Below are 23,826 nucleotides of genomic sequence, written 5' to 3'. Positions count from 1 at the left end.
AAGCTAGCGATGGACATTGAGGCCCTTTATGTTGCTACGATCCGTCCCACTGAAAACATCGATGTTAGGCCTAGGGGCTACCCTAGTCTTCGTCGCACTGTTCTCAATTACCGTTGGGCCAATGAACATTAGCTTAGCTGACAGTGCAGCGAGCTTACTCCAACCAAACAATGATTTAGCCCCACACATCAATTTGGTGATTCAAGAAATCCGTTTACCAAGAACCATCTTATGTATGCTAATCGGCGCGATTCTCGCATTATGTGGTGCCGTCATGCAGGGGCTATTTAGAAACCCGCTTGCTGAGCCAGGGATCATTGGTGTGTCTGCTGGTGCGGCGCTAGGCGCAGCACTGGCCATCGTGCTTTTCTCTCAGCTATCGCTTCAATACCCTGCTTTCATGAACTTTGCTGCGGTTCCTGTGTTCGCTTTTCTTGGTGGCGCTTTAACCACACTCTTGGTCTATAAACTAGGCACGGGTAAGTTCGGCACTTCTGTCACCATCATGTTGCTGGCGGGTGTGGCGATCAGTGCGCTCTCTGGCGCTGGTATTGGGTTCTTGAACTTCATCGCTGATGACCAAATGCTGCGTGATCTTTCACTATGGTCGATGGGTTCACTAGCGGGAGCGAAGTGGTCAGGCATTTTGCTTGCTGCAGTTACGCTCGTAACACTGTTTATTGTTTTTTACCGTCAAGCGATGTCACTGAATGCCCTGCTCTTAGGTGAGTCAGAAGCGCAACACCTTGGCATTCCAGTACAAAAACTCAAACGAAAGCTCATTCTACTGACAGCCGCAGGCGTTGGTATCACAGTGAGCCTGTCTGGCATGATCGGGTTCATCGGGCTCGTTATCCCTCATTTAGGTCGTATGTTGGCAGGCCCTGATCACCGAGTTCTTTTGCCATTGTCAGCAGTGCTAGGCGCACTATTGCTAACAGCCGCAGACATGTTCTCTCGTGTGGTACTGGCACCAGCAGAATTGCCTGTAGGTATTGTCACCGCGATCATCGGCGCTCCATTCTTCTTGTATCTACTATTTCAACAGAAAGGGAGAATCCTTTAATGTTTCCTTCAGCGTTAAAAGCGACCGATATCGAAGTGAAGTTCGGCAGCAAAGTGATATTAGATGGCGTTTCTATTGAGATTGAGGCAGGAAAGGTAACCACACTGCTTGGGCCAAATGGCGCAGGAAAAAGCACGTTACTTAAAGCCTTGTGCCAAGAGATATCGAGCAACGGCGATATCCAATATTTTGGACACACCAAAGACAAATGGCCTTCTCAAAAGCTAGCAAAGCACTTGGCCATGCTTCCTCAGCACAGCACTTTGACCTTCCCGTTTTTAGCACATGAAGTTGTAGAGCTTGGTGGTATTCCTCTGCAAGAGTCCAACAAGAACCTCACCAACATCGCGAGTCAAAAAATGGATGTTGCTGATGTGACACACTTAAGTGAAAGGCTCTACCCTTCGCTATCTGGCGGTGAAAAACAGCGTGTTCACTTGGCGCGAGTACTAACGCAGCTTCATTACTCTGGTGACCAATGTATCTTGATGCTCGATGAACCAACGTCAGCACTGGATCTCGCCCACCAGCACAACACCTTGAAAATCGCGAGAGAGTTAGCCGACAACCACAATGCAGCCGTTATCGTGGTGTTGCATGACTTAAACCTAGCCGCTCAATACTCCGATCGATTGGTGGTATTGAAAGATGGACACTTAGTTTGCGACGGAAACCCTTGGGAAGCACTCAAGCCTTCGATGATTGAAAGTGTGTATGGCTACAGAAGTATCGTAGAAAAGCATCCAACCATGAGTTTCCCTCAGGTTCATCCCGCACAATAAACGCAATCAAAAACTGGCGCATTTAGAGTATTCGTTCCTTCTAACGCCGACACCATTCAAAGCCTCGATTTAGTCGAGGCTTTTTTATTGGCTCACAGCCTCTCTCTCGCCTTAAACTCAATTTTGTTAGTAACCATAGCAATAAGCTATAAAACGGCTCACCCAGAGCGTTTGAGGCTCTAGAAATAAACATAATCAGTTAGTGTCGCTAAGCTTTTCGCAATTGAGGTTGAATGTAAGACTCGAGCGTAAGCATATAAAAAGAAAAGAAATAACTTCATTTGGCACAAAGCAAGATAGCAGAAGCGATATGAGTTCGAGAGAGAAAGAGAAAGAGAAAGAGAAAGAGAAAGAGAAAGAGAAAGAGAAATTGCAGACACAAAAAAAGCCCCCGTAGGAGCTTCTTTTATCGTGTGTTGATTACTGACTCATGCGAATCAATGACTTACCAATCAACCACTCTAGTTCTTTACCGCTAGTATCACCAAACTGAGTTTCAGTCAGCTTGTATAGACGGTCAATACCGTTTGCAGCGAACTCATGAGCGCTCTCAGCAGTAACGATATGATGGAAAAGTAAACGTAAAATTGCTAGGAACTCAGCGTCTTCAAGTGCTGCAACCCAGCTAGCTGAAAATGCGTCAAGGCCATTTTCAAAGTCAATGTGTTCCATAAACATCTTGAAAATACGACCGTCTAAAGCAGCAGTAAAATCCGTTTTCTTAGGAAAGTGATGACTAATACCTGTACGAGAAACGCCTGTTTGTTGACTCAATGTCGTGTATGACATCTTGTCGTAACCCAATCTCAATAGCTGGTCCACAACGGCATCCATGATCTTCTGGATCGTGATTTCTGTATCTTCTTTACTACGCTTTGGCATATTCAGGCTCTTCTCTTTGTAAATCCATCTAACTCAATCAAATGAAGTCAGAATGAAAATCGTTATCAGCATTATGTGAGCAAGATGTTTTTTCGCAAGTATTTAGAACTAAATGCACACAAATACTATGTACGAACAATTTTACAGTGATGTCTCTTTGGACACTTTGTCTAATTATTCTTCGAAAATCACCTTACAATCCTAAGTCGATAATTTTAAATAACGACTTAGAATATGAAATACCCAACGAAAAATTCATTGTATAAATACCTATCAAGCGATAGATAGTCTTATAAAATCATTCCTGACGCAACTAAGTGAATGATATTCTGACAAATTAATAACATTCCTTTTCAACAAAACGTGAGGTAAATCACATACATATTTATCGGCGCGAATGTAGATATTCATTAAACACCTTAACAAACAACATAGCATACCAGTATAAATTAGTTCAAAGGTTTTAATTTTTGTAGATACAGTTCTAATTGCTCGTTAGAATAACCTCAGACTTTGTAAGAGGATTATTTATGAGCCAAGATATTGGTAACAACGATGTATGTGAGGCTTGCGGTTGCGCAGGTGAAATTGGCTTCATCATTAAAGAAGGCGACGAGGTTGCTGAGGTAACGGTTTACGGCAACTCTAAAGCCCTTATTGAAACTGAATTAGCTAAGTACGTTGAGTTAGCAAAGCAAGTGTCTAGCAATGTTGAATTTGAAGCATCAGAGATGACTGAAGACAGCACAGAATTGCACGCACGCTTTAAATTTGAAGTAAGCGCTGAGAAAATTATTTTCGAACTTAAGACTCGCTCTCTAGCGCGTTAATATAAGCACTTACACTCATAAAATTAAAAGACGAGTTTATTACTCGTCTTTTTTTATTATTTCAACCCAACCTAGAGCACCATTGGTCTCAAAGTCATTTTCAGCCGCACATTTAATCACAACACCGGAGACCTCAACGATAGCACCAACACTATATGCCTTATCATTGTAATAACAAACTCGTTGCTGTGAAGTACTCTGAGTGACAACCACTGCCGTTTTTGCAGGCGTTGATATTATTTTATTAGCACTTACTGATATTGAACAAAACGCAGAGGTCAGAATCACAACGCATTTTAGAATTTGATGCTTTATTCGAACCGAAAATTTACCTTTCATTGTCTCTTATTCCTTTCTACCTACCAACAAATGAGTAAAACACTATGCGAGAATAATTTTTTCTTTATAGTGTTAACGTCTATCGTAATAAGAAGCTTGTTATGCTCCGAATAATTGCACTTATTATTGGTTCCTTAACCATAACAAATGTGACTGCTGAACCACTCGATCAGTATCAAATATTGAACCATCTGGATAATTACGGAAACTTATATTTACGAAATAAGCCATACACATCACTGCCAACAGGGTTAATCGTTGATGGCAACCTCAATATTGAGAACACTGCGATTACCCGCCTACCCAAAGGGTTGGAAGTAAACGGAAGTCTTAAAGGCGGTAACAGCCAACTCACGCGGGTTCCCTCGGGAGTGAAGATAAAAGGCTATGCCGACTTGATTGGTAGTCAAATTACCAGTTGGCCACGAGGTGTGAGAGTGGGCGGATTTATTAACCTCACGGATACTCCCCTCCAGAGGCTACCCAATGGCTTTAGAGTGAAAGGCGACCTGAGCGTGATTCGTACGCCTTTGACAGAGCTACCAAACGGGATAGTGATTGATGGCGATTTATATATAGGCGGTTCTGGGATTACAACATTTCCTGACACCATGACAGTCAAAGGTAATATCTACCTCGGTGGTAACACGATTACCACGTGGCCGACCAGCCTAGAGCTCGGTGGCGCTGTCGCTCGCTAATTTAGCCTAAAGCTCTAATGCTCTATTGCTCAATTGCTCTATTGCTCTAAAACTCTAATGCAGCAGCAAGTAGTAATTCAGAAACAAAAAAGGAGCCCAAGGCTCCTTTTTCAATTCAATCAAGTTACTACTCAGCTAACAAGCTAACTAACGCTCGTTAACCAATGTTCTTCACTGGATTCGCATAGCTGTCGATTAAGTACTGACGAGCACCTTGTGGCAAGCCAGATAGTTTATCTTCAAACTCCTGCTTAACCGCTGCTGTAATCGACTCGTCTTCTTTTTCCGCTGCCAGCAAGTTTACTGGAAACAGTTTGTAGTTGTCGTGGATCTGGCGATCGATCTCTTGAGCAAGCGCTTCAGGCGTATCAAAATCTTGGTCGATAACCTGACCGAAACCAACATGAACACGTCCTTTATTGCCGATGATACCTTGAATGATACTTTCGATATCTTCAAATTCACCCTTTTCGTAACTGCCGTTTACGTCTTTTTCAAAAAGCTCGATCGCTTTCGCGATGTCACATGGATCGTTTTCGTAAGAAATAGACACAGGAACGATCTTCAACGACTTCACGTATTCAGGGAATGCGATTTTTTGCTTACGACCTTCAACGTGGAACATTTTCAAGATTGCTGGCTCAGTAAAATCATTGCCGTCTTTTGCACGGCCTTCTTTTTGAGCGATCCAGATAGAATTGCCCGTTTCCAAAGAATGCTTGATGTACGAAGACAACTGCCCTAGTGCTTTCATCATCTCACGCGGCCCTTTCAAAGAACGCTTTACAATAAAGCTCTTATTAAGGCGCATCAGTTCAGTCGCACATGGTTTCTTCAACAAGTTGTCACCAATTGCAATTCGGCAAGTTTGATGATTGTTGTGATGCAATGCGTAATTAACTAATGCTGGATCCATAGCAATATCACGGTGATTTGAAATAAACAGGTAAGCTTGGTTAGCATCAAGAGACTCCACACCTGTGTATGTCACACCATTCGTGGTTTTCGCTAATGTATCTCGCAAGTATTTCTTAACTTCAATCTGAATGGATTCAACGCTGGTCAGCTTGCTCCATTTCATTTTCAAGTAAACGCGCAAGATCGGGCTCATTAATGCTTTAAACCAAGACGCATGGTTTGAAAAACGATAGTGCAGAATCGCACTGATAAATTCTTCATCATTAATAAGACGGTTTAGTGCCGCTGGAATTTCATCATCGCCATAAGGACGAATATCAACATATGGATCGGTCGGAGAGGTCATTTTTTAATTCATATAATAAAAAGCTGGCTCATTCTACGCGTTGTTTTGACTTCTCGCAGCTACAGAGCCCATACTTTTGACAAGGTCAGACCAGAAACATTGAAAATACCCTGTTATTGTTGGCATTCTTTAAAATTAACGGTAATCTTGACGCCCCAAAATTAAGGTACTATCTATGAACTTCGCTATTGAATATACATCGGCTTACTTTTCACACTTGGTGATTACACCTCGCAAAAAAGTACTTAAACATAGCCTTGTATCGGTTCAAAGTGGCTTGGTTTTAATAAAGCTGGGTAAACAAGAGTATGCCGTCGAGCCAGGCCAGAGTGTATGGATTCCATATGACTGCCTAACATCACTGACCTACTTTCCAAACACCCAGGTTAATCGTGTCGATTTCTCAGTTCGTTTGACCGACTCATTCCCGAGACAAGCAGGATACATCACGCAAACCAACCTCTCTTCTGCGTTACTGGAAAAGTTGGAGCTAACCAAAGCTCGCGCTTCAAATGCCAATAATACGGAGCAAGCGTTTAAAGATATGCTTTCTGTTCTCAAGCAAGAAGTGTTGGCATTTAAGCCACTGCTTTGCGAAAGTGCTTTGTCTCAGCGATTCAATCAGTGGAACATCGATGACTCGAACCTACCGCAAGAACACACCTTGGTGATGGTAATGCGCGAGGCAAAGAAACGAATGCAGTCCGGTCAGAAACGTGCACTTGTGATTGATGATTTGTTCTCTGGAAAAGAAGAAGAGTTTGAACAGCTGTGCATGCTTGTTTTTGGTGAAGATTTATAGCTTAGCGATAGGTTATAGTTAATATTGAAAGCAGAAAACCAGATACTAAAAAGCCGCAAAAACTCAGTTTTTGCGGCTTTTTTAATTCTTAGCATCGATTAATAACCTAACGGTCTAGAACGGCAATTCAACCTGCATCATGAGGTCAGCGTCTCGTGAGTCATGCCAACGGTAATCAAATCGCATGCGCGGTTGCCCTTCTACTTTCTCACCAAAACCGATACTCAATTGAAGACCATGGTTCATCAACCACTCCTCTGTCGACATATCATATTGATCATCTTCGAGATCTTCAGGGAACCACATACCTAATCCAACGTAATTAGATTCAAGGCTTTGAGTTAATAGAGGCGCATCTTTGCTCTGAATAACCCAATCAGACCAATAGTCGGGAGCTTCAGGCTCTTCGTCACTTAGCCCGCTGATTTCCATCATGCGTTGACCAAAAGACTCAATACTCGAAGAGAAGTCTAAGCAGCTGTTTTCATCATCAGAAGTCAGCATTATCGAATCTAAGCTAAAGAAATCACAATCAGCTTGAGCAGGCATACTGCATGCTGCAATGATCATCGTCGCTGGTATCGCGCGCTTTAGCATAGTCATCAGACCTCTTAAATTAGTGAATCTACATTATTGTATACAGTTCACTATCTTGCAATATCTTTGTAACTGACTTTGTACTCAATTTCGCCACATTGCTCCCATTTTGCAAAGCAAGGCGGATATCGGTACTACGAATCTTTACTTTTTCAGGGCAAGCCATCACAGACCACTGCTTGGTAATCTCATCTGATTTATAGAAAGATGAGAATTTAAAGAAGTTATCTGGGCCAATAACAAACGTCAGTTCAGCGTCACGATGTAACTTTTGGAGTTCACTGAGCACTGCATAAGTCGTGACGCTTTCACTTGGAGTAAATAGGCTCTTTTCGATCAAAGAAAGCTCAACTTGATCCAGTGAAAGATCGCTAATAAATGCGTTAACTAACTGACATCTCGTATCAAAGTCTAGCATCTCTTTTCCCCAAGCATGGGCAATACTGGGAACAAGTAGAATTCTGTCAAAGTGAGCCAACGAATCAATCACACTTTTGTGCCCTAAGCTCGGCGGATTAAACGCACTACCGAAAATGGCTATTTTTTCCATTATTTATTACTGCCTTCTCTTTCTAAGCTTGTGCAAAGAGGTTTTTAAATCGGATGATTTAGGTATGATAACACTAGATTTTTAATTTGCTTGCAGGAAAGGAATACGAATGGAACAGTTAATTCGTGACGAAATGCGCGTACTACCTTCAATTGACCCTCACTTCGAAGTGACTCGCCGTGTGGACTTTATCAAAACTAAACTTCAGCAGTCAGGCTGCAAGTCTCTGATCCTTGGTATCAGTGGCGGTGTAGACTCAACGACCTGTGGCCGTTTAGCACAAATGGCAGTTAATAGCCTGAATGAAAGCGCTGGTAGCGACAACTACCAATTCATCGCCGTTCGCCTGCCTTATGGTGAGCAAAAAGATGAAGATGAAGCACAGCTTGCTCTGTCTTTCATTCAGCCTTCTCAATCCGTTTCTGTAAACATTAAAGCCGGTGTTGATGGGCTCCACGCAGCATCTCACGTAGCTCTAGAAGGCACGGGATTGCTACCAACAGATTCTGCAAAAATCGACTTTGTGAAAGGGAATGTAAAAGCACGTGCTCGTATGATCGCGCAATACGAGATCGCAGGTTACGTTGGCGGCCTTGTCATCGGTACTGACCACTCAGCGGAAAACATTACAGGCTTCTACACCAAGCACGGTGACGGCGCATGTGATTTAGCACCTTTGTTTGGTTTGAACAAACGCCAAGTTCGTGAGCTTGCAGCAACGCTAGGCGCTCCAGAGCAACTTGTTAAGAAAGTACCAACCGCTGATCTAGAAGAGCTTGACCCTCAGAAAGCCGATGAAGCAGCATTGAATCTTTCTTACGATCAAATCGATGATTTCCTTGAAGGCAAAGCCGTTTCTCAAGACGTATCAGATCGCTTAGTAAGCATCTACAAAGCAACACAGCACAAGCGTCAGCCTATCCCAACGATTTACGATTAATTTTTTGAGTTAATCTCAGAATCAAAAAGGCCGGAAGCTCATTCACGAACTTCCGGCCTTTTCTATTTAATGCATTTTTCTTTATGATCTAGCGAGCTATTAATCCACAACTTCGATATCAGTTTGCGGAACACTGCAACACGCCAGTATCTGCCCCATGTTACGCTCATGATCTTGCAACGCAGGTACATCTGGTTGGTGAACTTGCCCTGACTCAAGGGTCACTTTACACGCTCCACAGAAACCCGCACGGCAACTAGAAGCGATAGACACGCCCGCTGACTCAGCTTGCTCTAGCAAAGTGGATTGATTATTACCTTCGAACAAGTAGCCATTGACACTCAATTGCAGTTGCTTCACCGCCTCTTCAGTAGACTGAGCTACACCAAACGCTTCTTGGTGGTAATGCTGAGGATTAAGCCCCATTTGAATCAGTAGTTTCTTTGCATTGTCCATAAAGCCGTCAGGGCCACACACGAAAGCTTGGCGTTTGTGTAACTCTTCAATTTTAGCGACATGCGACACGCTTAGACGCCCAGATAAACCATCCCACTCTTTGGTTGGTTGGCTTAATGAATAAATCACACGAAGACCCGCGTGCTCACTGGCGATCTTATCAATTTCAGCTTGATAAGGGATGTCTTCTTCGCTGCTACATTGATGATAGAAAACCACATCATCAATTTGACCATGGTCTGCCAAGTAACGCAGCATCGACAGCATTGGCGTAATACCGCTGCCTGCAGACAAAAGCAGTAACGGGTGAGTTGGATTTGCTTCTAAGTAGAACGCACCATCTGGATTTTGAGCAACCAAAGTATCACCCACTTGGAAGTGATCATTTAACCAGTTAGAGATTTGACCATCGTCCACTCGCTTCACTGAAATCGCCAAACGACCCGCTCGTGAAGGGCTAGAAGATAACGTGTAACGACGAGACACCTTCTCGCCATCAATCACCATCTCAATCGGTAGATGTTGCCCTGGTTGATAACTTGGCAATGAATGGTTCTCTTTGGCAGGCTCTAACCAAAAGGTCGTAAAGTCTCGAGCGATCTCTTCACGCTCAACGCAAGTTAAGTGTAGCGATTCTACCCATGTATCTTCGTAGTGCTCTTTTTCTTTCGTTTCTAATACTTCAACAACATCACCGGCTTTGACTAAGCCTTCATTTTTAGCCACAAGGTTCTGACCAAAGAAAACGCCACAACGTTCATTAGCTCTGAATGATGAAAAGGTATTAAGCGGCTCTTTTGTCGCTCTGAATTCGCCGCTCTCAACATCAACTGTCGTTAGGATACAGCGCTCACAAGGCTTCACCGCTTCGAATTCAACTTCACCAATTCGGATACGCTTCCAACCGTCTTCGGCAAAGGCTTCTGTATTTGAAACAACAAAGTTAGTGCGGAACTGATCCATTGAATGAACTTCAGGGCTGCGGCGATTGAGTTCATCAAGAGAGGCTTGGCTGATCACTAACATTGGGTAACCGTCGGCAAAGCTCACATTGTGACCGAGCTTTTCACGAACACGATTCGATTGCTCACCAGAGAACAGTAGCTCAACACGAACACCAAGCACATCGCTGAACCAATCATCCGCCTCATCATTGGTGGTGTAAGCCGTGAAACGGTCTTTCCATACCGTTGCAGGCGCTTCTTGCATCTTGAAGTTTGCATACTTAAGGCGCAGTGGCTCTTTATCTTCGTAAGTGAAAATCAAACCGTCTGGCTGCAAGCTTGAAGACACCTTGACCATTTTAGGGTACTTACGCGCCGTCACCATTGATCCGTCAGCCAACGCCAACATAAAGCGTCTGTCGAAAGTAAGACCTTGTTTTTCGACCCAAGCAGAAGAGAGCGCAATCCCTCCCACTGACTTAACCGGAAATACATTGATTTGAGATAGAGAAGGCACTTGATGTGAAGCCTTTTGATCTGACGGTAGCTGCGACATAACGATTCCAATGTTTTGTTGTTTGTCCCAATGCTAACAAATGGTTATAAATAGATAAACTGGCAGGCATTAAACACTTGATACTAAGCTATTATCTTGAGATGTTTAGCTGTCTATTTTGATACATTAAGGCAGCAATGCAGTAACACTCTCCATACGTTCTATACTTTGAACACGATTACTGCATTGAACTTTCATTGAATAAAAAGGATTTATCATGAACAAACTCGTCATTATCATCTTGTGTGTACTACTTCCGCCTGTTGGCGTGTTCTTCGCTCGTGGCGCAGGTAAAGACCTATTGATTAACATCATCCTGACTTTCTTCTTCTGGGTGCCAGGAATGATTCACGGACTCTGGGTGGCGACTCGTTAACCCGTCTCCGACCACCTCCGAGAATTAATACCGAATAAAATACTCAGAAAAACAAGCTCCTAGCCCTGAAGAGTTAAAAATAGGATGAAATGAAAGTGCTTTTCCACTATCATCCTGTCGCCTAAACGTAAGCGATTGCTTTCACAGATTTCGCCGAGTTTAGGCTCCAACTACATAACACTTCAAATGGTGGGAGCCTTCAATGACACAACTTACGATTACTCGTCCTGACGACTGGCACGTTCATCTACGCGATGGCGAAGTATTAAAAGATACAGTGCGCGATATCAGCCGCTACAATGGTCGAGCGTTAATCATGCCAAACACCATCCCACCGGTAACCGATACCGAAATGGCTTTAGCTTACCGTGAACGCATCATGGCAGAGCAGCCAAGCGAGCAATTCCAACCTCTAATGGCACTTTACCTGACAGACAACACAACACCTGAAGAAATTCGCAAAGCGAAAGAGTCTGGTGCAGTAGTGGCTGCAAAGCTTTACCCTGCTGGCGCGACGACAAACTCGGATTCAGGCGTAACTTCAGCTCAAAAGATTTACCACGTGTTAGAAGCGATGCAAGAAGTGGGTATGTTGCTGCTTGTACACGGTGAAGTAACAGCTCACGATGTTGATATCTTTGACCGTGAAAAAGAGTTCCTAGACACGGTTCTAGCACCGATTGTTAACGACTTCCCTAACCTGAAGATCGTTCTAGAGCACATCACGACTGCAGATGCAGCGACTTTCGTTAAGAACGCTAACGAGAACGTAGCGGCAACCATTACAGCTCACCACTTGCTATACAACCGCAACCACATGTTGGTTGGCGGCATTAAGCCACACTTCTACTGCCTTCCTATTCTGAAGCGCAACACTCACCAATTAGCGCTTATCGAAGCTGCAACAAGCGGCAGCAAGAAGTTCTTCTTGGGTACAGACTCTGCGCCACACGCAAAAGGCGCAAAAGAGTCAGCATGTGGTTGTGCAGGTTCATACACTGCGCACGCAGCAGTAGAGCTTTACACTGAAGTGTTTGAACTAGAGGGTAAGCTTGAAAACCTAGAAGCGTTCGCGAGCCACAACGGCCCAGACTTCTATGGCATGCCACGTAACTCAGATACCATCACTCTAGTTAAAGAAGAGTGGAATGTTGCTGAAACCATGCCTTTCGGTTCAGACATCGTTGTGCCAATCCGTGGCGGCGAGACGATTGCTTGGTCGGTAAAATAAACGCTTAGTCGGTAAAAATAAGCGCTTGGGCTGTTAAATAAACACCCTCCATTTAGTGAAAAGGGTCACCATAATAATTATGGTGACCCTTTTTTGTTTCGATGAAAAACTGTCTTACTCTAAGAAGTAATTTAACGATTACTTACCACGAATTTTTCCAATAGCAGTCCAAATAGCAACAACAACCAATCCAGCTAAAACCCCAATCACACCATTCAACAGCGTTGGTACCACCGCAGTCGCAATCGTATGTCCACTGAAGTCCATAATAATCGGTTCAATTAAGTGATGAATTGCAGGCACGTTGTGTACCACAATACCGCCGCCAACCAAGAACATCGCAGCCGTGCCGACAACCGCAAGCATTTTCATTAGCTTAGGTGCAAATGCGACTAGCCCGTTACCCAATTGAGTTTTAATGGTACTCCCATTCGATGTTCGCTGGAGATAGAAACCTAAATCGTCCAACTTCACGATCCCAGCAACTAAGCCATAAACACCAATCGTCATCACAACTGCAATCAAACTCACGACAAGAATCTGAGTGACGATACTTGTACCCGTCACGGTACCCAGAGCTATCACGATGATTTCCGCAGATAATATGAAATCAGTACGAATCGCGCCTGCGACCTTTCTCTTCTCATATTCCTCTATGGATTCGCCAGTACTCGTATCCTCTCCCTTTTCATCATCTTGATGAGAATGAGGAAACAGCTTCTCTAAGATTTTCTCTGCGCCTTCAAAACAAAGAAACAGACCACCAATCAAAAGCAAAGGCATGATCAGCCAAGGAATAAAGGCACTGATCAATAATGCCGCGGGCACCAAAATCAGCTTGTTTTTAAATGAGCCTTTTGCAACCGCCCATACCACTGGGATTTCTCTTTCAGCAGAAACACCGGATACCTGCTGAGCGTTCAGCGCTAAATCATCCCCCAACACGCCAGCGGTTTTTTTAGCTGCCACCTTAGACATCAGTGCGACATCATCCAACACGGTTGCAATGTCATCCAGTAGCGTTAATAAGCTTGCTCCAGCCATTTTATGGTCTCTTTTAAGGGATTAAACAATTGATAAAATGTAACACCATCAATCCACTCATCAAAGTTATGAGTCTGTAAAAAATAGAGTCACAAGTTGTGTTTTCTATTGCTGTCTCAGCTAGACAGGACTAGTCTGTCTTCATCTTTCACGAACATAAAAGAAGAAGTATAGATGAAAAGTGAATACTCCTACCCAATCGGTGAGCCTGGAAAAAAATGGCAACAAGCAGAACGTCAAGCATGGTTCGCTCAAAGAACGGTTAAGCGTGAATATCAACAAGAAGTTGTGCCAAAAATCCAAGCACTCGCAGACCGCTTCGACATCGAACAATACGGTGCACTGAGTTACGACGAAGCTCGCTTCCCGCTTCTTGCAATCAAGAGCAAAAACTGGGATGAATCAAAACCGACGATCCTTGTAACGGGTGGTGTTCACGGTTACGAAACCAGTGGTGTTCATGGCGCGATCAAGTTCGCCGCAACTCAAGCAGAACAATACGCAGCGCACTTCAACATTGTTGTTGCACCTTGTGTGAGCCCTTGGGGTTACGAAGTCATCAACCGTTGGAACCCAAATGCTGTCGATCCAAACCGCTCTTTCTACGACGGTACGCCAGCAGAAGAATCAGCAAACCTACGAGCTTTAGTGGCCTCTTTGCCAGAAGTATTGGTTCACGTTGATCTGCATGAGACGACGGATTCTGATGAAACTGAATTCCGCCCGGCACTCGCATCCCGTGATGGCATTGAGTACATTGAAGGTATGATTCCAGACGGTTTCTACACGGTTGGCGATACAGAAAATCCACAGCCTGAGTTCCAAGCGGCGGTAATTGCTTCAGTTGAAAAAGTAACCCACATTGCACCAGCAGATGCAGACGGCAAGATCATTGGTTCTGAAGTTACACAACATGGCGTGATCAACTACCCTATGAAGAAGCTAGGCTTGTGTGGTGGTGTGACTGATTGCAAGTACGGCACAACCACTGAGGTTTACCCAGACAGCGATAAAGTAACAGATGAAGAGTGTAATGACGCTCAAGTTGCTGCGGTAGTCGGAGCTTTGGATTACGTAATCCAACACGAATTAAACGCTTAAGCGACTACTTAAGACCTCGCACCACGCACTTAATAGCGAGTTCCCTAATAGCTAGTCTCCTAAAGCGAATCCCTAAAACTAAAAAAGAGCCATAAGTGACGATTCACTTGTGGCTCTTTTTTGTCTTATCTGCTTGTCTTTGATTTCTTCTTGGGCATAAAAAAGCTCCCTTGCACACAGTACAAGAGAGCTTTGAAATAATACTTAATAAGGAGTAACTAGCGAACTATCTACTCCCCATACTTGATTAGTTTATTTAGCGGTTTCGCTAACGTTTTCTTGTCCTTTATCTACTTCAGTCAGTAGACCTTTCAACAAGCTGAAACAACCAATCAGAAGAATGATCGTAAACGGCAGTGCAGCAATGATCGTGATCGATTGCAGAGCTTGGATAGATTGAGTACCACCAATCCACAACATCACCATTGCAATAGCGCCTGAGATAACCGCCCAAACCACTTTCTGTTTCACTGGCACTTCTAATTTACCACCCGCTGTCATGCCATCGATAACGATAGAGCCTGAGTCTAGCGTTGTAACGAAGAACACAATGATCAGTGCAACTGCGAGAACTGACAAAATGCTACCGAACGAGTAAGCATCTAGCATGTAGAACAAGCTTAGAGATACGTCTGTAATGCCTTGGTCAAGGCCAAGTTGCCCTACATGATTAATCACCTGCTCGATAGCCACGCCACCGAAGATAGCCATCCAAGCCGACGTTACCAATGTTGGGATAATCAGTACGCAAAGTAAAAACTCACGAACCGTACGGCCTTTAGAAATACGCGCTACAAACATGCCGAAGAAAGGTGCATACGCAACCCACCATGCCCAGTAGAACACAGTCCAGCCATGCAGCCATGTTGTGTCTTCACGACCAGAGCTTTGGCTCAACGCTACGATGTTGTTCGCATAACCCGTCACCGCCGTTGCCACAGAATCAAGCACGGTTGTGAAGTTCAGAATAGCGATAAGACCAAGGAATACGAACGCAATAACCATGTTCAAGTTACTTAGGAACTTAACACCACCGTCCATACCACGTAGAACAGAGATGATCGCCAAGCCCATGATCAGAACGATAATAGATTGCTGAAGGAAGATGTTATTTTCCAAGCCAAATACATGGCTGATACCACTTGCTGCTTGTGTACCACCTAAGCCTAATGAAGTCGCTAGACCAAACAATGTAACCAGTACCGTCAGTACATCGATCACATCACCGGTTTTGCCCCATACTCGCTCACCCAGAATTGGGTAAAACACAGAACGCATAGATAGCGGCAAGCCTTTGTTATAAACAAAATACGCTAGACAAAGTGCCGTCATGCCATAGATAGCCCATGCATGAAAACCCCAGTGGAACAGTGTAGCGCCAAGAGCCAGTTCACGGCCTGCTTCTGTAAAAGGTTCTGCACCGAGTGGCGTTCCGAACCAGTTCGTGAAAAACGCGGTTGGCTCTGCAACACCCCAAAAAATAAGTCCTATACCCATACCCGCTGCGAATAACATTGCTATCCAAGATGACATGGAGTAATCCGCCGTCGCGTCTTCGCCACCTAGACGAATTTTACCCAACGGTGAAAACGCGAGAACAACGGCAAACGCTAGCATGATGTTGGCTCCCCACATAAAGAGGAAGTCAAACTTTGATAAAACAGCACCCTTGATAGAATCAATAGCAGCTTTAGCATCTGCAGGAGGAAGAGCAAGAAGAGTGATGATGAAGAGAAGAGATAAGCCTACTGAGGCTACGAAGACTGTGTTATGGACATCCATGCCCCATTTACTGACGTTGTCTTGACCAACTTGATAGTCAGTAGAATCAATACTGTATTTTTTTGATTTAAAACTCATAAATTATGATGTTCGCATATCCGAATCAACGAATATAAGGACGCTCTCCATATCCAATTACTACTTGATTGGCTCGCCGCACCACCTAAATAAAAAGGCGATAAAAATCACAATGATTGGTGACAAATGGACTTATTGGCTCAATCCCAAGGCGCGGATTATAGCACAGCTCAAAGCATTTTGACTGAGTTTTAGCTCAATAGTCACCCAAACCACCGTCAATAGTGATAGTTAAGCCAATAAAAACAGAATAAAATAAACAAATAAAAATCTTTAAATACAGTACCTTAAATTAAAATAACGCACTGTAAAATCTCATTCAAATTTTCTAAAGATAAAATCAACAACAGCCTAATTTATTTATAGCTCTAACAAAAAAGCCCCGCTATAGGGGCGGGGAAATTACCAAAGGTAAAAGAGAAATCAGTATTCAAATGTCAGTGCTACGTCTAGCAGAGCAGCACTTCACATTTCAAGGACAGCACATTAGATCGCGAAGCAAAAACCTAGGTTATAGTCTTCGCCATTTTTTGCCGTGAACTCTTTATCTTCACTTGAAGCGTTCGGTCGACCGCTTTCATCGCCTTTCACTAAGCTCACCCAGTGACGGATGCCAGAAGAACGGCTCGCCTCAGTTTGGCCAAACGTGGTGCATGTCTCTAACTGGATATCTTGAATATCAACCAATTCTAAGTAGCCAGTGCCTTTACGAGCACCGATTGTCACTTCAACGTGTGTACCGCTTTCATCACGAAATAGGATTGCTGAAGGCTTAGACTTATCGCCGGTGAAAGCAACAAAGTGCTTCGCTCGTTTTAGGCCAGTATGTTCGCCATTTTTGAAGTAAACCTGAACATGTCGGTAGTCAATCTCATAGCTCACTGCGTCTTCGTGTGAACCAGCCTCAAGAGGAAATAGAGTATCAAGCAACTGTTTCGCCATTTTTTGTTTTTCGAGCTGCTTATCTGCTTTCACCATTTCTACGGCAAAGACAGCTTCAGCAATAAATGTTGAATGGTTTCTGTGAAGTTCTGTTTTGTCTAGTGTCAGCATATTCATAGTCTTTCCCTCTTACGGCTTTGAATTTCATGTAGGTCAAAAATCCTGATTGACCCTTTTCAAAATTGTTCTTTACTGTGTTGCTTCCATGTATTTCATACTACTTGTATTTTCGAAACAATTTCACAACAAAAATTTCACAGTGTTAATTTTACTAAATTGCTTTTTTTCACAAACCGGTATTTTTAGCCCCTAGCCCTTTATCTAACTGGGTTGAGGGCTCAATAGAAACACTTTTACGTGTTGTTTGAATTTGTGTAATAACCAACACCAACCAGCTTATTGTCGATCACTCGATAGTAAGTGTGCTTGGTTTCCACTTTGCTCGACAGCGGGTTTAACCATTGATAGGTATAAACGCCTCGGCCATTTTCTTTAGCTAGGTTTAACATCTCAGTGAGAATTGGCTTATCGTCAGGGCTTAGGATTTCGTTGTGTGAACGCCCAACAAGCTCAGGGGATACACCGTGCGCGAGCAGCTTTCCAGAGCTCATATCCATCACGAACACATACAAGTCTCCCTCAACAAAGCTGCCTTCGGTATCATTGAACTCGGCGAGACTGTCCTGCTCTGATTCCACTATTGCGGCCATCGCTCTCGCCAATAATCGCTTAGCTTCTGTTGCACTAGAGCGTTCTGGGTAATACCCCACGGCAACAATCACATCACCCACACGTTCAAAGAAAGTGGTTTTAGGCTCGCCCATGCGGTCAGTCGGATTAGTCCAATGGTACTGAACTTCGCCAAACCCGTTGTGCACAGCCTTAGTGATCATTTCACGGAAAAAGGGATTACCGTAAACGTCTTGAGTATCCAAAACACTGTCGCCCACCAACACCATTGAAGAGCCGCCACTGGCAAGGAATTGGCCATCAATACCAAGAGCAAACACATAGAGCTCACCGTCTATATATTCGGCATCACTCATGAAGTCTTGAACGCTTTCATCGCCTTCTTTTTGTACATGGACAACCGCTTTAGCAAGCAAGGTTTTGGCTCTTCTTTCAGCATCGCTGACGACATGTGGCTCTGAAATATCGAGCACATTAACTGGCTCGTTTTCTTTTGCTGTTTCTGAATGTTCAGCACGTAGTCCAATGCCACTGATCACTGCAAATACGGCACAACCAATAAGGATAATTCTTGATATATTCATAATGACTTCTCCTAATAGCCGACTAAGGACGGTAGCCAAAGCGTAATTTGTGGGAAGAAAGCGATAACGAACACGCCAATGACGGATGCAAGCACAAAGGGATGGATCTTCGCGGTGATCTGTTCGACCGTGGCTCCGCCTATCCCTGAGGCGACAAAGATATTTTCACCGAGTGGCGGCGTAGCAAATCCTATCGAGAGCGTACATACCACCACAATACCAACGTGAGTAGGATCCGCGCCGAGCATGTACATAATTGGCAGCAAGACCGGTACGATAATCATGATCGCGGCTAACGTTTCCATGAACATGCCAACGAAAAGCAGCAACACAATAGTCAGTGCCCACACCATGTACATGTTGTCAGTGAACCCTAACAGTGACTCCGCCACCACAACTGGAATTTTTTGTTCTATTAACAAGCGACCAAATACCGTTGCCGCGAATAGAATCAGCAACACACGTCCGGTGATCCATGTCGTTGTCGACAATGATTTAATCGTGCTTTTGAACGATAACTCTCGGTGAATAAACACCCCGACAAACAGTGAATAGAAGATAGCCACAACCGCCGACTCTGTTGGTGTGAACATGCCGCTGTAGATGCCTCCGAGAATCAAAAACGGAGCCAGTATCGACCAGATACCACGACGCAAAGAGTGTCTTACTTCGCCAAATGACCAGTTTTCAGTCAGCCCTTTGTAACCTTCACGTTTAGCAATAAAGTAGTTAGTGACCACTAGCGTCGACGCCATAATGAAACCCGGCACAACCCCAGCAACAAACAGTTTTGGAATAGATAAAGAGGCAAACTGTCCGTGTTGAGCAATGGCCTCTGGCGGTGCCATTAATCCCATTGCGGAGATGCCGAAAATAACTAACGGGATGGATGGCGGGATAATGATACCTAATCCCCCTGAAGCGGCAGTCACCGCGGAGGCGTAGCTCTTATCGTAATCTCGCTTAACCATTGCTGGTACCATCAACATACCAACCGCAGCGGTCGTGGCTGGCCCTGAACCCGATATAGCACCAAAAAACAGACACGCCATTACCGTTGCGGCGCCAAGACCACCCGTCACGGGGCCGGCTAAGCTCTCGGCTATATCCACCAACCGTTTAGAGATACCTGCCGCCTCCATTAATGCGCCAGCAAGAACAAAAGCTGGCAGCGCCATTAACGGGAAGTTACCCACCGAGGTAAACGCGATTTGTACTAAAGCGATGGGATTTTTGTCGAGTAACATATAGGCCGCCATTGAAGCGCCAGCCAGTGATACGGTGATTGGTGCACCCAGAATTAACAGGGTTAAGAAGCCACCAAATAAAATTAGAGTTAAATAGGATTCCATTATTACATCTCTCTATTACGGCTATTCTCTGTGACGACTACTGTGATGACTTTTGTGCCGTCATTTTTCGCAGTTCTTTAACTTCAGGATCTTCGTTCTTAGCGCCTTTAAACAAACGCTCGTAGTTGTTCCAGATAATTCGAATCATCATCAACGAAAACGCGATAGGCAAAATCATATAGAAGTATTTCATTGGGATGCCTGTTGTCTGAGACTTCCAAAACAGGTTCATTTTGTTGAACACGAAATCGTAGCTGAGGTAGACAAAGTAACCGTTGAACAGCAACCATAAGAAGTCAGCGATGGTTTCACAGACGGTCTGAACAATCGGTGGGAAGAACTTGAAGTGAAAACTGACTCGGTTATGCGCTGACATTTTTGCCGCCACAACGGCTCCTAAATAAGCAAACCAAACAAACATGTAAGTAGCCACTTCATCACCCCAAGGTATGGAGTAATCAAAAAACTGACGAGTAAGGATTTGTGTGAACAGCAATAGGACAAAGCTTGCTAACAACAGACAACAGGTATATTCCTCGATGTTGTTAAGGTGCTTTTTTATCGTTTTAGCGACTGACATATAACCTCCAATGTTGATTTCCACATGACAACCAATCGCTCGCGGTACTAAAAAGATCAGGTACTGAACAGATCAACGAGTAAAGCCATGTAAAGGCCCTATCTCACTGTTCTATCGCTAGGTGATTAAGTAGCGGAGAACAGCAGATAGGGCGTATCTAATCGTTACTTTCTACCTAGTAACTCAAGAACGTCGTCTAGCTTGTCTTTGCCACCAATGCTTGAATAGAACTTAGGCCAAACTGATTTCGTTACCTTGCTAATCCACTCTTGCTCATTGTCTGCTGGGTCTGTGAATACCATGCCTTTTGCTTGTAGCTCTTCACGGATCTTGTTTTCAGTATTCTCTAGATAAGCAAAGCTGTGTTCTGTTGCTTCCTGACCCGCTTCAAGAATGATCTTTTGCATTTCCGGCGTCTGTTGCTGGAAGACCGTTTCACTCACGATTAGCGGCTCAAGTGAGAAGATGTAACGGAGGTTTGTTACGTACTTCTGTACTTCATTGAACTTCATCGCATGAACAGTGATGTATGGGTTGTCTTGACCATCAACCACACCTTGTTGTAGACCAGTAAAGGTTTCTGACCATGCCATTGGTGTTGGGTTTACCCCCCATGCTTGGTACGAAGCAATCATAATTTCGTTACGCGGAACACGAATCACTAGTCCTTTCAGATCCGCTGGTGAAGCGACTGATTTTTTAGAGTTAGTCAGAACCCTAAAGCCAGAATAAGCCCAACCTACGATACGAACGCCTGCATCACGAATCGTGTTATCGACAAGATCTTGGCCCACTTGGCCTTGAGTTAATAGCACCGCTTCTTCTGCACTTTGAATCACGTAAGGCATGGTCAGCAGGCCAACTGTAGGGGAGAAAGGCGTCACGTTGTTGATCGCCAATACAGAGAAGTCGAGAAGGCCTATCGCCGCGTCGTTCACGGTATCTTGCTCGTTGCCCAATTGACCATTCGGGAACAGGTCGATTTTGACTTTACCGTCTGTCTTTTGCTCCATCAATTCAGAAAATGATGTCGCTAATTCCCACTGAGTACCACCAGCAGCATCGCCGATAGCCATTTTAAAATTTGCTGCTGCCGCGGTATGAGATAGCATCGCTGTTGCTACAATTGTGACGCCAGCAATAATTTTATTTTTAATAAATTTCATAGTCTTAACCTTTCATATCATACAGACTTCCTGCCTGTACTTTGCTCACAAGGTGACCTGGTACAACTTTCCTGGTCGTAGTTCTATTTCCCTATTTTGGAAACAATGTTCGAGTAGTTAAAGCACTTCATCCTTTAACGAATACCACTGATAAAGGAACTGTTGCCCTACTCTTCGAAATGGTGCAAACATCTCAGATTCCACCACTTCCCTCACGTTGGGGAACGGAAGTTTTGATTCAAATATTGGCAAGTCAAGCTTATGACCTTCACCTGCAATCCACTGAGCAAGGCGCTTGCCTGCTTGAGCGGAGTACATCACACCATTGCCGCCATACCCTAGTGCGTAGAATATGGATTGCTTTGGATTCGGCTGATAGATTCTTGGCATCATGTCGTGGCTCACATCCACCCAACCCCACCATGAATAATCGATTTTGATCTGATCGAGAGAAGGGAATTTTCGGGTTAAATCCGATCTCAACATATCTTCGTATTTCTTTTCAGGTGCGTTCTTGCCACTGATGGCACTGCGTGTACCTATCTGCACTCGGTTATCGGGTAACAAACGGTAGTAATGACGCAAAATTCTGGTATCAGTAATCACCTGATTGGTTTTGAAGTTACACGCTGCGATTTCGTCTTGAGTTAACGGACGCGTCACCATCGAGTTAGAAAGTACGGGTAATAGGCGATTCTTAAGCTCTGAATGCAAACCTTGGCTGGTGTAACCACCGGTACAAACACCGACAGAACGAGCCTTAACCACACCACCTGGTGTTTTTAGGTAGTGCACACCGTTGCGTGTTTCCCAACCCATCACAGGGCTTGCTGGGTGAACTTTTACGCCGAGTGCTCTCGCCTTTCTCAGATAACCAAACGCCAATTTCCCTGCATGGATGCCAATACCTTCTGGCTCATGCATTGCGCCTGCCGCTTCTTGGTCACCAACGTAATCACGTTTTACGGTTTCTGCATCTAAGATCTGCGCATCGTAATCGAAGGTGTCACGCAGCAACTTGGCTTCTTTCTCGAGTGTTGCCATCACTTTGGGACGATGGGCAACGTATAAGTGGCCGCCCGGCTGTGGGTCACAATCAATGTCTTTGATCAGAGACTTAAAGGTGTTCATACCATCGACGCATTCGCGGTGCATTTTCAGTGCGGTTTCGAGTCCCCAGCGTTCAATCCACTGAGAGCGCTTCAAACGTCCTGACGCACACTGAGCCTGACCACCATTTCGGGTACTGCAACCCCAACTCATACGGTTAGCTTCAATCACAGTCGCTTTAATACCGTACATTTCAGCAAGGTGTATCGCGGTGCTTAAGCCTGTGTAGCCTGAACCGATTATCGCTACATCGACATCCATATCCGACGTAATTGGGCCATCATCTTCAGGTGGCGCGCCTGCGGTATCTACCCAATAAGTCGGGGCGTATTCCTTGCCGTGACCTGGGCTCTTGTCTTTAAGTGGATCGTATTTTGGGTCGTATCTTTCTTTTGCTTGGGTACTTTCTTGTGCTTGGGTGCTTGTCACCTTTGGCGGCACATCGGCTGCCGGTTGTTCCATTACTAAACTCATAATTCGACTCTCCTAGTCATAACACGTGGACTGATTTTGGTTTCGTGTCTAGCTCTTGGGAGTATTGCTGGGAGTCAAAAGAGGTCGTGTTTTACGGAAGGCATTTTTTACGCTGATTTTTCCATCTTTCAGGGTAAACACATCAACCATACGAGCTTCGATGACGGTGCCATCTGGGTTAGTCGCAGAGAACGTTGATTCGCTTACTGCGCGGTCACCACACACAAAGTGGACAGGGTCGCTCCAGGCTGCATCTGGAAAGTTCTGCCAAACCAATTCAAAGCTATTGCGAACGGCTTCGTACCCTTCGATAGTGTTTCCAAGTACGCCTTCTCCTGCCACGGTGTGGAAGACACAGTCTTCGGTCATAAACGACATTAGCGCTTCAATATCATGGTTATTCCATGCATCACTAAAAGACTGTAAAAAGGCGGTGTCGACTTGGTTTTCCAGCACGAATGTCGCTGCATTGGTTTGCATATTCATATTCCAGAATCCTTTATGTTTTCGTTATTGGTTTAAATTTCAGTAGCTTTGCGCCACTTTTTTATTAGAGTGTTTAAACTAGATCTGTGAAATTTAACAACTTGATAACAAGCTTCGCCAC

The 23,826-nt window shown here is 44.3% G+C and carries 24 protein-coding genes; 9 read left to right on the top strand and 15 right to left on the bottom strand.

Annotated elements, in window-relative coordinates; translation table 11 throughout:
* Positions 1 to 28 precede the first annotated feature (28 nt).
* Both AC3CIA_RS20725 and AC3CIA_RS20720 read left to right on the top strand, forming a co-directional pair.
* Positions 29 to 1,066, top strand: a complete 1,038-nt coding sequence (locus AC3CIA_RS20725; RefSeq protein WP_488518967.1) for a FecCD family ABC transporter permease — start codon at positions 29 to 31, stop codon at positions 1,064 to 1,066.
* The gene (locus tag AC3CIA_RS20720) at positions 1,066 to 1,848 is read left to right on the top strand and encodes a heme ABC transporter ATP-binding protein (RefSeq protein ID WP_488518966.1); all 783 of its coding nucleotides are present in this window, start codon (positions 1,066 to 1,068) and stop codon (positions 1,846 to 1,848) included. The genes AC3CIA_RS20725 and AC3CIA_RS20720 overlap by 1 nt, the downstream gene beginning before the upstream one ends.
* 420 nt (positions 1,849 to 2,268) lie before the next feature.
* On the opposite strand, the gene AC3CIA_RS20715 is transcribed toward AC3CIA_RS20720, so the two are convergent.
* Entirely contained in the window at positions 2,269 to 2,730 is a 462-nt protein-coding gene (locus tag AC3CIA_RS20715) for a TetR/AcrR family transcriptional regulator (protein WP_004731875.1), read from the bottom strand.
* 530 nt (positions 2,731 to 3,260) lie between these two features.
* Here AC3CIA_RS20715 and AC3CIA_RS20710 point away from each other — a divergent pair.
* Positions 3,261 to 3,560, top strand: a complete 300-nt coding sequence (locus tag AC3CIA_RS20710; RefSeq protein WP_065206993.1) for a YfcZ/YiiS family protein — start codon at positions 3,261 to 3,263, stop codon at positions 3,558 to 3,560.
* Positions 3,561 to 3,599: 39 nt separating this feature from the next.
* Here AC3CIA_RS20710 and AC3CIA_RS20705 read toward each other — a convergent pair whose 3' ends face one another.
* A complete protein-coding gene (locus AC3CIA_RS20705) occupies positions 3,600 to 3,899 on the bottom strand; it encodes a DUF1496 domain-containing protein (RefSeq protein ID WP_065206992.1) in 300 nt (99 codons plus the stop codon).
* Between the two features lie 101 nt (positions 3,900 to 4,000).
* Here AC3CIA_RS20705 and AC3CIA_RS20700 point away from each other — a divergent pair, with 101 nt between their 5' ends.
* Positions 4,001 to 4,600 (top strand): hypothetical protein, encoded by a 600-nt coding sequence (locus AC3CIA_RS20700; protein ID WP_065206991.1) that lies wholly within the window; start codon positions 4,001 to 4,003, stop codon positions 4,598 to 4,600.
* A 157-nt stretch (positions 4,601 to 4,757) separates the two neighbouring features.
* Here AC3CIA_RS20700 and AC3CIA_RS20695 read toward each other — a convergent pair whose 3' ends face one another.
* A complete protein-coding gene (locus tag AC3CIA_RS20695) occupies positions 4,758 to 5,864 on the bottom strand; it encodes a 1-acyl-sn-glycerol-3-phosphate acyltransferase (protein WP_004731881.1) in 1,107 nt (368 codons plus the stop codon).
* Positions 5,865 to 6,039: 175 nt separating this feature from the next.
* On the opposite strand from AC3CIA_RS20695, the gene AC3CIA_RS20690 reads away from it, so the two are divergent.
* A complete protein-coding gene (locus tag AC3CIA_RS20690) occupies positions 6,040 to 6,666 on the top strand; it encodes a hypothetical protein (protein WP_017077381.1) in 627 nt (208 codons plus the stop codon).
* A 114-nt stretch (positions 6,667 to 6,780) separates the two neighbouring features.
* On the opposite strand, the gene AC3CIA_RS20685 is transcribed toward AC3CIA_RS20690, so the two are convergent.
* Both AC3CIA_RS20685 and AC3CIA_RS20680 read right to left on the bottom strand, forming a co-directional pair.
* Positions 6,781 to 7,269 (bottom strand): hypothetical protein, encoded by a 489-nt coding sequence (locus tag AC3CIA_RS20685; protein WP_428783779.1) that lies wholly within the window; start codon positions 7,267 to 7,269, stop codon positions 6,781 to 6,783.
* Between the two features lie 22 nt (positions 7,270 to 7,291).
* Entirely contained in the window at positions 7,292 to 7,813 is a 522-nt protein-coding gene (locus AC3CIA_RS20680) for a nicotinate-nicotinamide nucleotide adenylyltransferase (RefSeq protein WP_488518965.1), read from the bottom strand.
* Positions 7,814 to 7,922: 109 nt separating this feature from the next.
* On the opposite strand from AC3CIA_RS20680, the gene nadE reads away from it, so the two are divergent.
* Complete coding sequence (nadE, locus tag AC3CIA_RS20675; protein ID WP_065206987.1) at positions 7,923 to 8,753, top strand: NAD(+) synthase; 831 nt, start codon at positions 7,923 to 7,925, stop codon at positions 8,751 to 8,753.
* Positions 8,754 to 8,852: 99 nt separating this feature from the next.
* Here nadE and AC3CIA_RS20670 read toward each other — a convergent pair whose 3' ends face one another.
* Complete coding sequence (locus AC3CIA_RS20670; protein WP_488518964.1) at positions 8,853 to 10,709, bottom strand: MOSC N-terminal beta barrel domain-containing protein; 1,857 nt, start codon at positions 10,707 to 10,709, stop codon at positions 8,853 to 8,855.
* A 217-nt stretch (positions 10,710 to 10,926) separates the two neighbouring features.
* On the opposite strand from AC3CIA_RS20670, the gene AC3CIA_RS20665 reads away from it, so the two are divergent.
* Complete coding sequence (locus AC3CIA_RS20665; RefSeq protein ID WP_004731890.1) at positions 10,927 to 11,085, top strand: YqaE/Pmp3 family membrane protein; 159 nt, start codon at positions 10,927 to 10,929, stop codon at positions 11,083 to 11,085.
* 202 nt (positions 11,086 to 11,287) lie between these two features.
* The gene (pyrC, locus tag AC3CIA_RS20660) at positions 11,288 to 12,316 is read left to right on the top strand and encodes a dihydroorotase (RefSeq protein WP_488518963.1); all 1,029 of its coding nucleotides are present in this window, start codon (positions 11,288 to 11,290) and stop codon (positions 12,314 to 12,316) included.
* Positions 12,317 to 12,454: 138 nt separating this feature from the next.
* Here pyrC and AC3CIA_RS20655 read toward each other — a convergent pair whose 3' ends face one another.
* Positions 12,455 to 13,360, bottom strand: a complete 906-nt coding sequence (locus AC3CIA_RS20655) for a DUF808 domain-containing protein (protein ID WP_488518962.1) — start codon at positions 13,358 to 13,360, stop codon at positions 12,455 to 12,457.
* 174 nt (positions 13,361 to 13,534) lie between these two features.
* On the opposite strand from AC3CIA_RS20655, the gene AC3CIA_RS20650 reads away from it, so the two are divergent.
* Positions 13,535 to 14,461 carry a M14 family metallopeptidase gene (locus AC3CIA_RS20650; protein ID WP_488518961.1) on the top strand — a complete coding sequence of 309 codons (927 nt, stop codon included), beginning with the start codon at positions 13,535 to 13,537 and terminating at the stop codon, positions 14,459 to 14,461.
* 252 nt (positions 14,462 to 14,713) lie between these two features.
* Here AC3CIA_RS20650 and AC3CIA_RS20645 read toward each other — a convergent pair whose 3' ends face one another.
* The 8 genes from AC3CIA_RS20645 to AC3CIA_RS20610 form a co-directional block, all read right to left on the bottom strand.
* A complete protein-coding gene (locus AC3CIA_RS20645) occupies positions 14,714 to 16,321 on the bottom strand; it encodes a BCCT family transporter (protein ID WP_061022093.1) in 1,608 nt (535 codons plus the stop codon).
* Positions 16,322 to 16,807: 486 nt separating this feature from the next.
* Positions 16,808 to 17,380, bottom strand: a complete 573-nt coding sequence (locus AC3CIA_RS20640; RefSeq protein ID WP_017094519.1) for an aldolase/citrate lyase/malate synthase family protein — start codon at positions 17,378 to 17,380, stop codon at positions 16,808 to 16,810.
* Between the two features lie 236 nt (positions 17,381 to 17,616).
* A complete protein-coding gene (locus AC3CIA_RS20635) occupies positions 17,617 to 18,537 on the bottom strand; it encodes a cache domain-containing protein (protein ID WP_102457745.1) in 921 nt (306 codons plus the stop codon).
* Positions 18,538 to 18,548: 11 nt separating this feature from the next.
* Positions 18,549 to 19,889 (bottom strand): TRAP transporter large permease, encoded by a 1,341-nt coding sequence (locus tag AC3CIA_RS20630; protein ID WP_004731904.1) that lies wholly within the window; start codon positions 19,887 to 19,889, stop codon positions 18,549 to 18,551.
* 37 nt (positions 19,890 to 19,926) lie between these two features.
* Positions 19,927 to 20,469, bottom strand: coding sequence for a TRAP transporter small permease (locus AC3CIA_RS20625; protein ID WP_017074740.1), 543 nt, complete (start codon positions 20,467 to 20,469; stop codon positions 19,927 to 19,929).
* A gap of 164 nt (positions 20,470 to 20,633) precedes the next feature.
* Positions 20,634 to 21,635, bottom strand: coding sequence for a TRAP transporter substrate-binding protein (locus tag AC3CIA_RS20620; protein ID WP_102513168.1), 1,002 nt, complete (start codon positions 21,633 to 21,635; stop codon positions 20,634 to 20,636).
* A gap of 117 nt (positions 21,636 to 21,752) precedes the next feature.
* Complete coding sequence (locus tag AC3CIA_RS20615; protein ID WP_146456495.1) at positions 21,753 to 23,219, bottom strand: NAD(P)/FAD-dependent oxidoreductase; 1,467 nt, start codon at positions 23,217 to 23,219, stop codon at positions 21,753 to 21,755.
* Positions 23,220 to 23,267: 48 nt separating this feature from the next.
* Positions 23,268 to 23,705, bottom strand: a complete 438-nt coding sequence (locus tag AC3CIA_RS20610) for a nuclear transport factor 2 family protein (protein ID WP_004731912.1) — start codon at positions 23,703 to 23,705, stop codon at positions 23,268 to 23,270.
* Between the last annotated feature and the right edge of the window lie 121 nt (positions 23,706 to 23,826).

This window comes from Vibrio sp. QJM3NY_27 (assembly GCF_057785955.1).
This window is presented reverse-complemented; position numbering and strand designations above follow the sequence as displayed.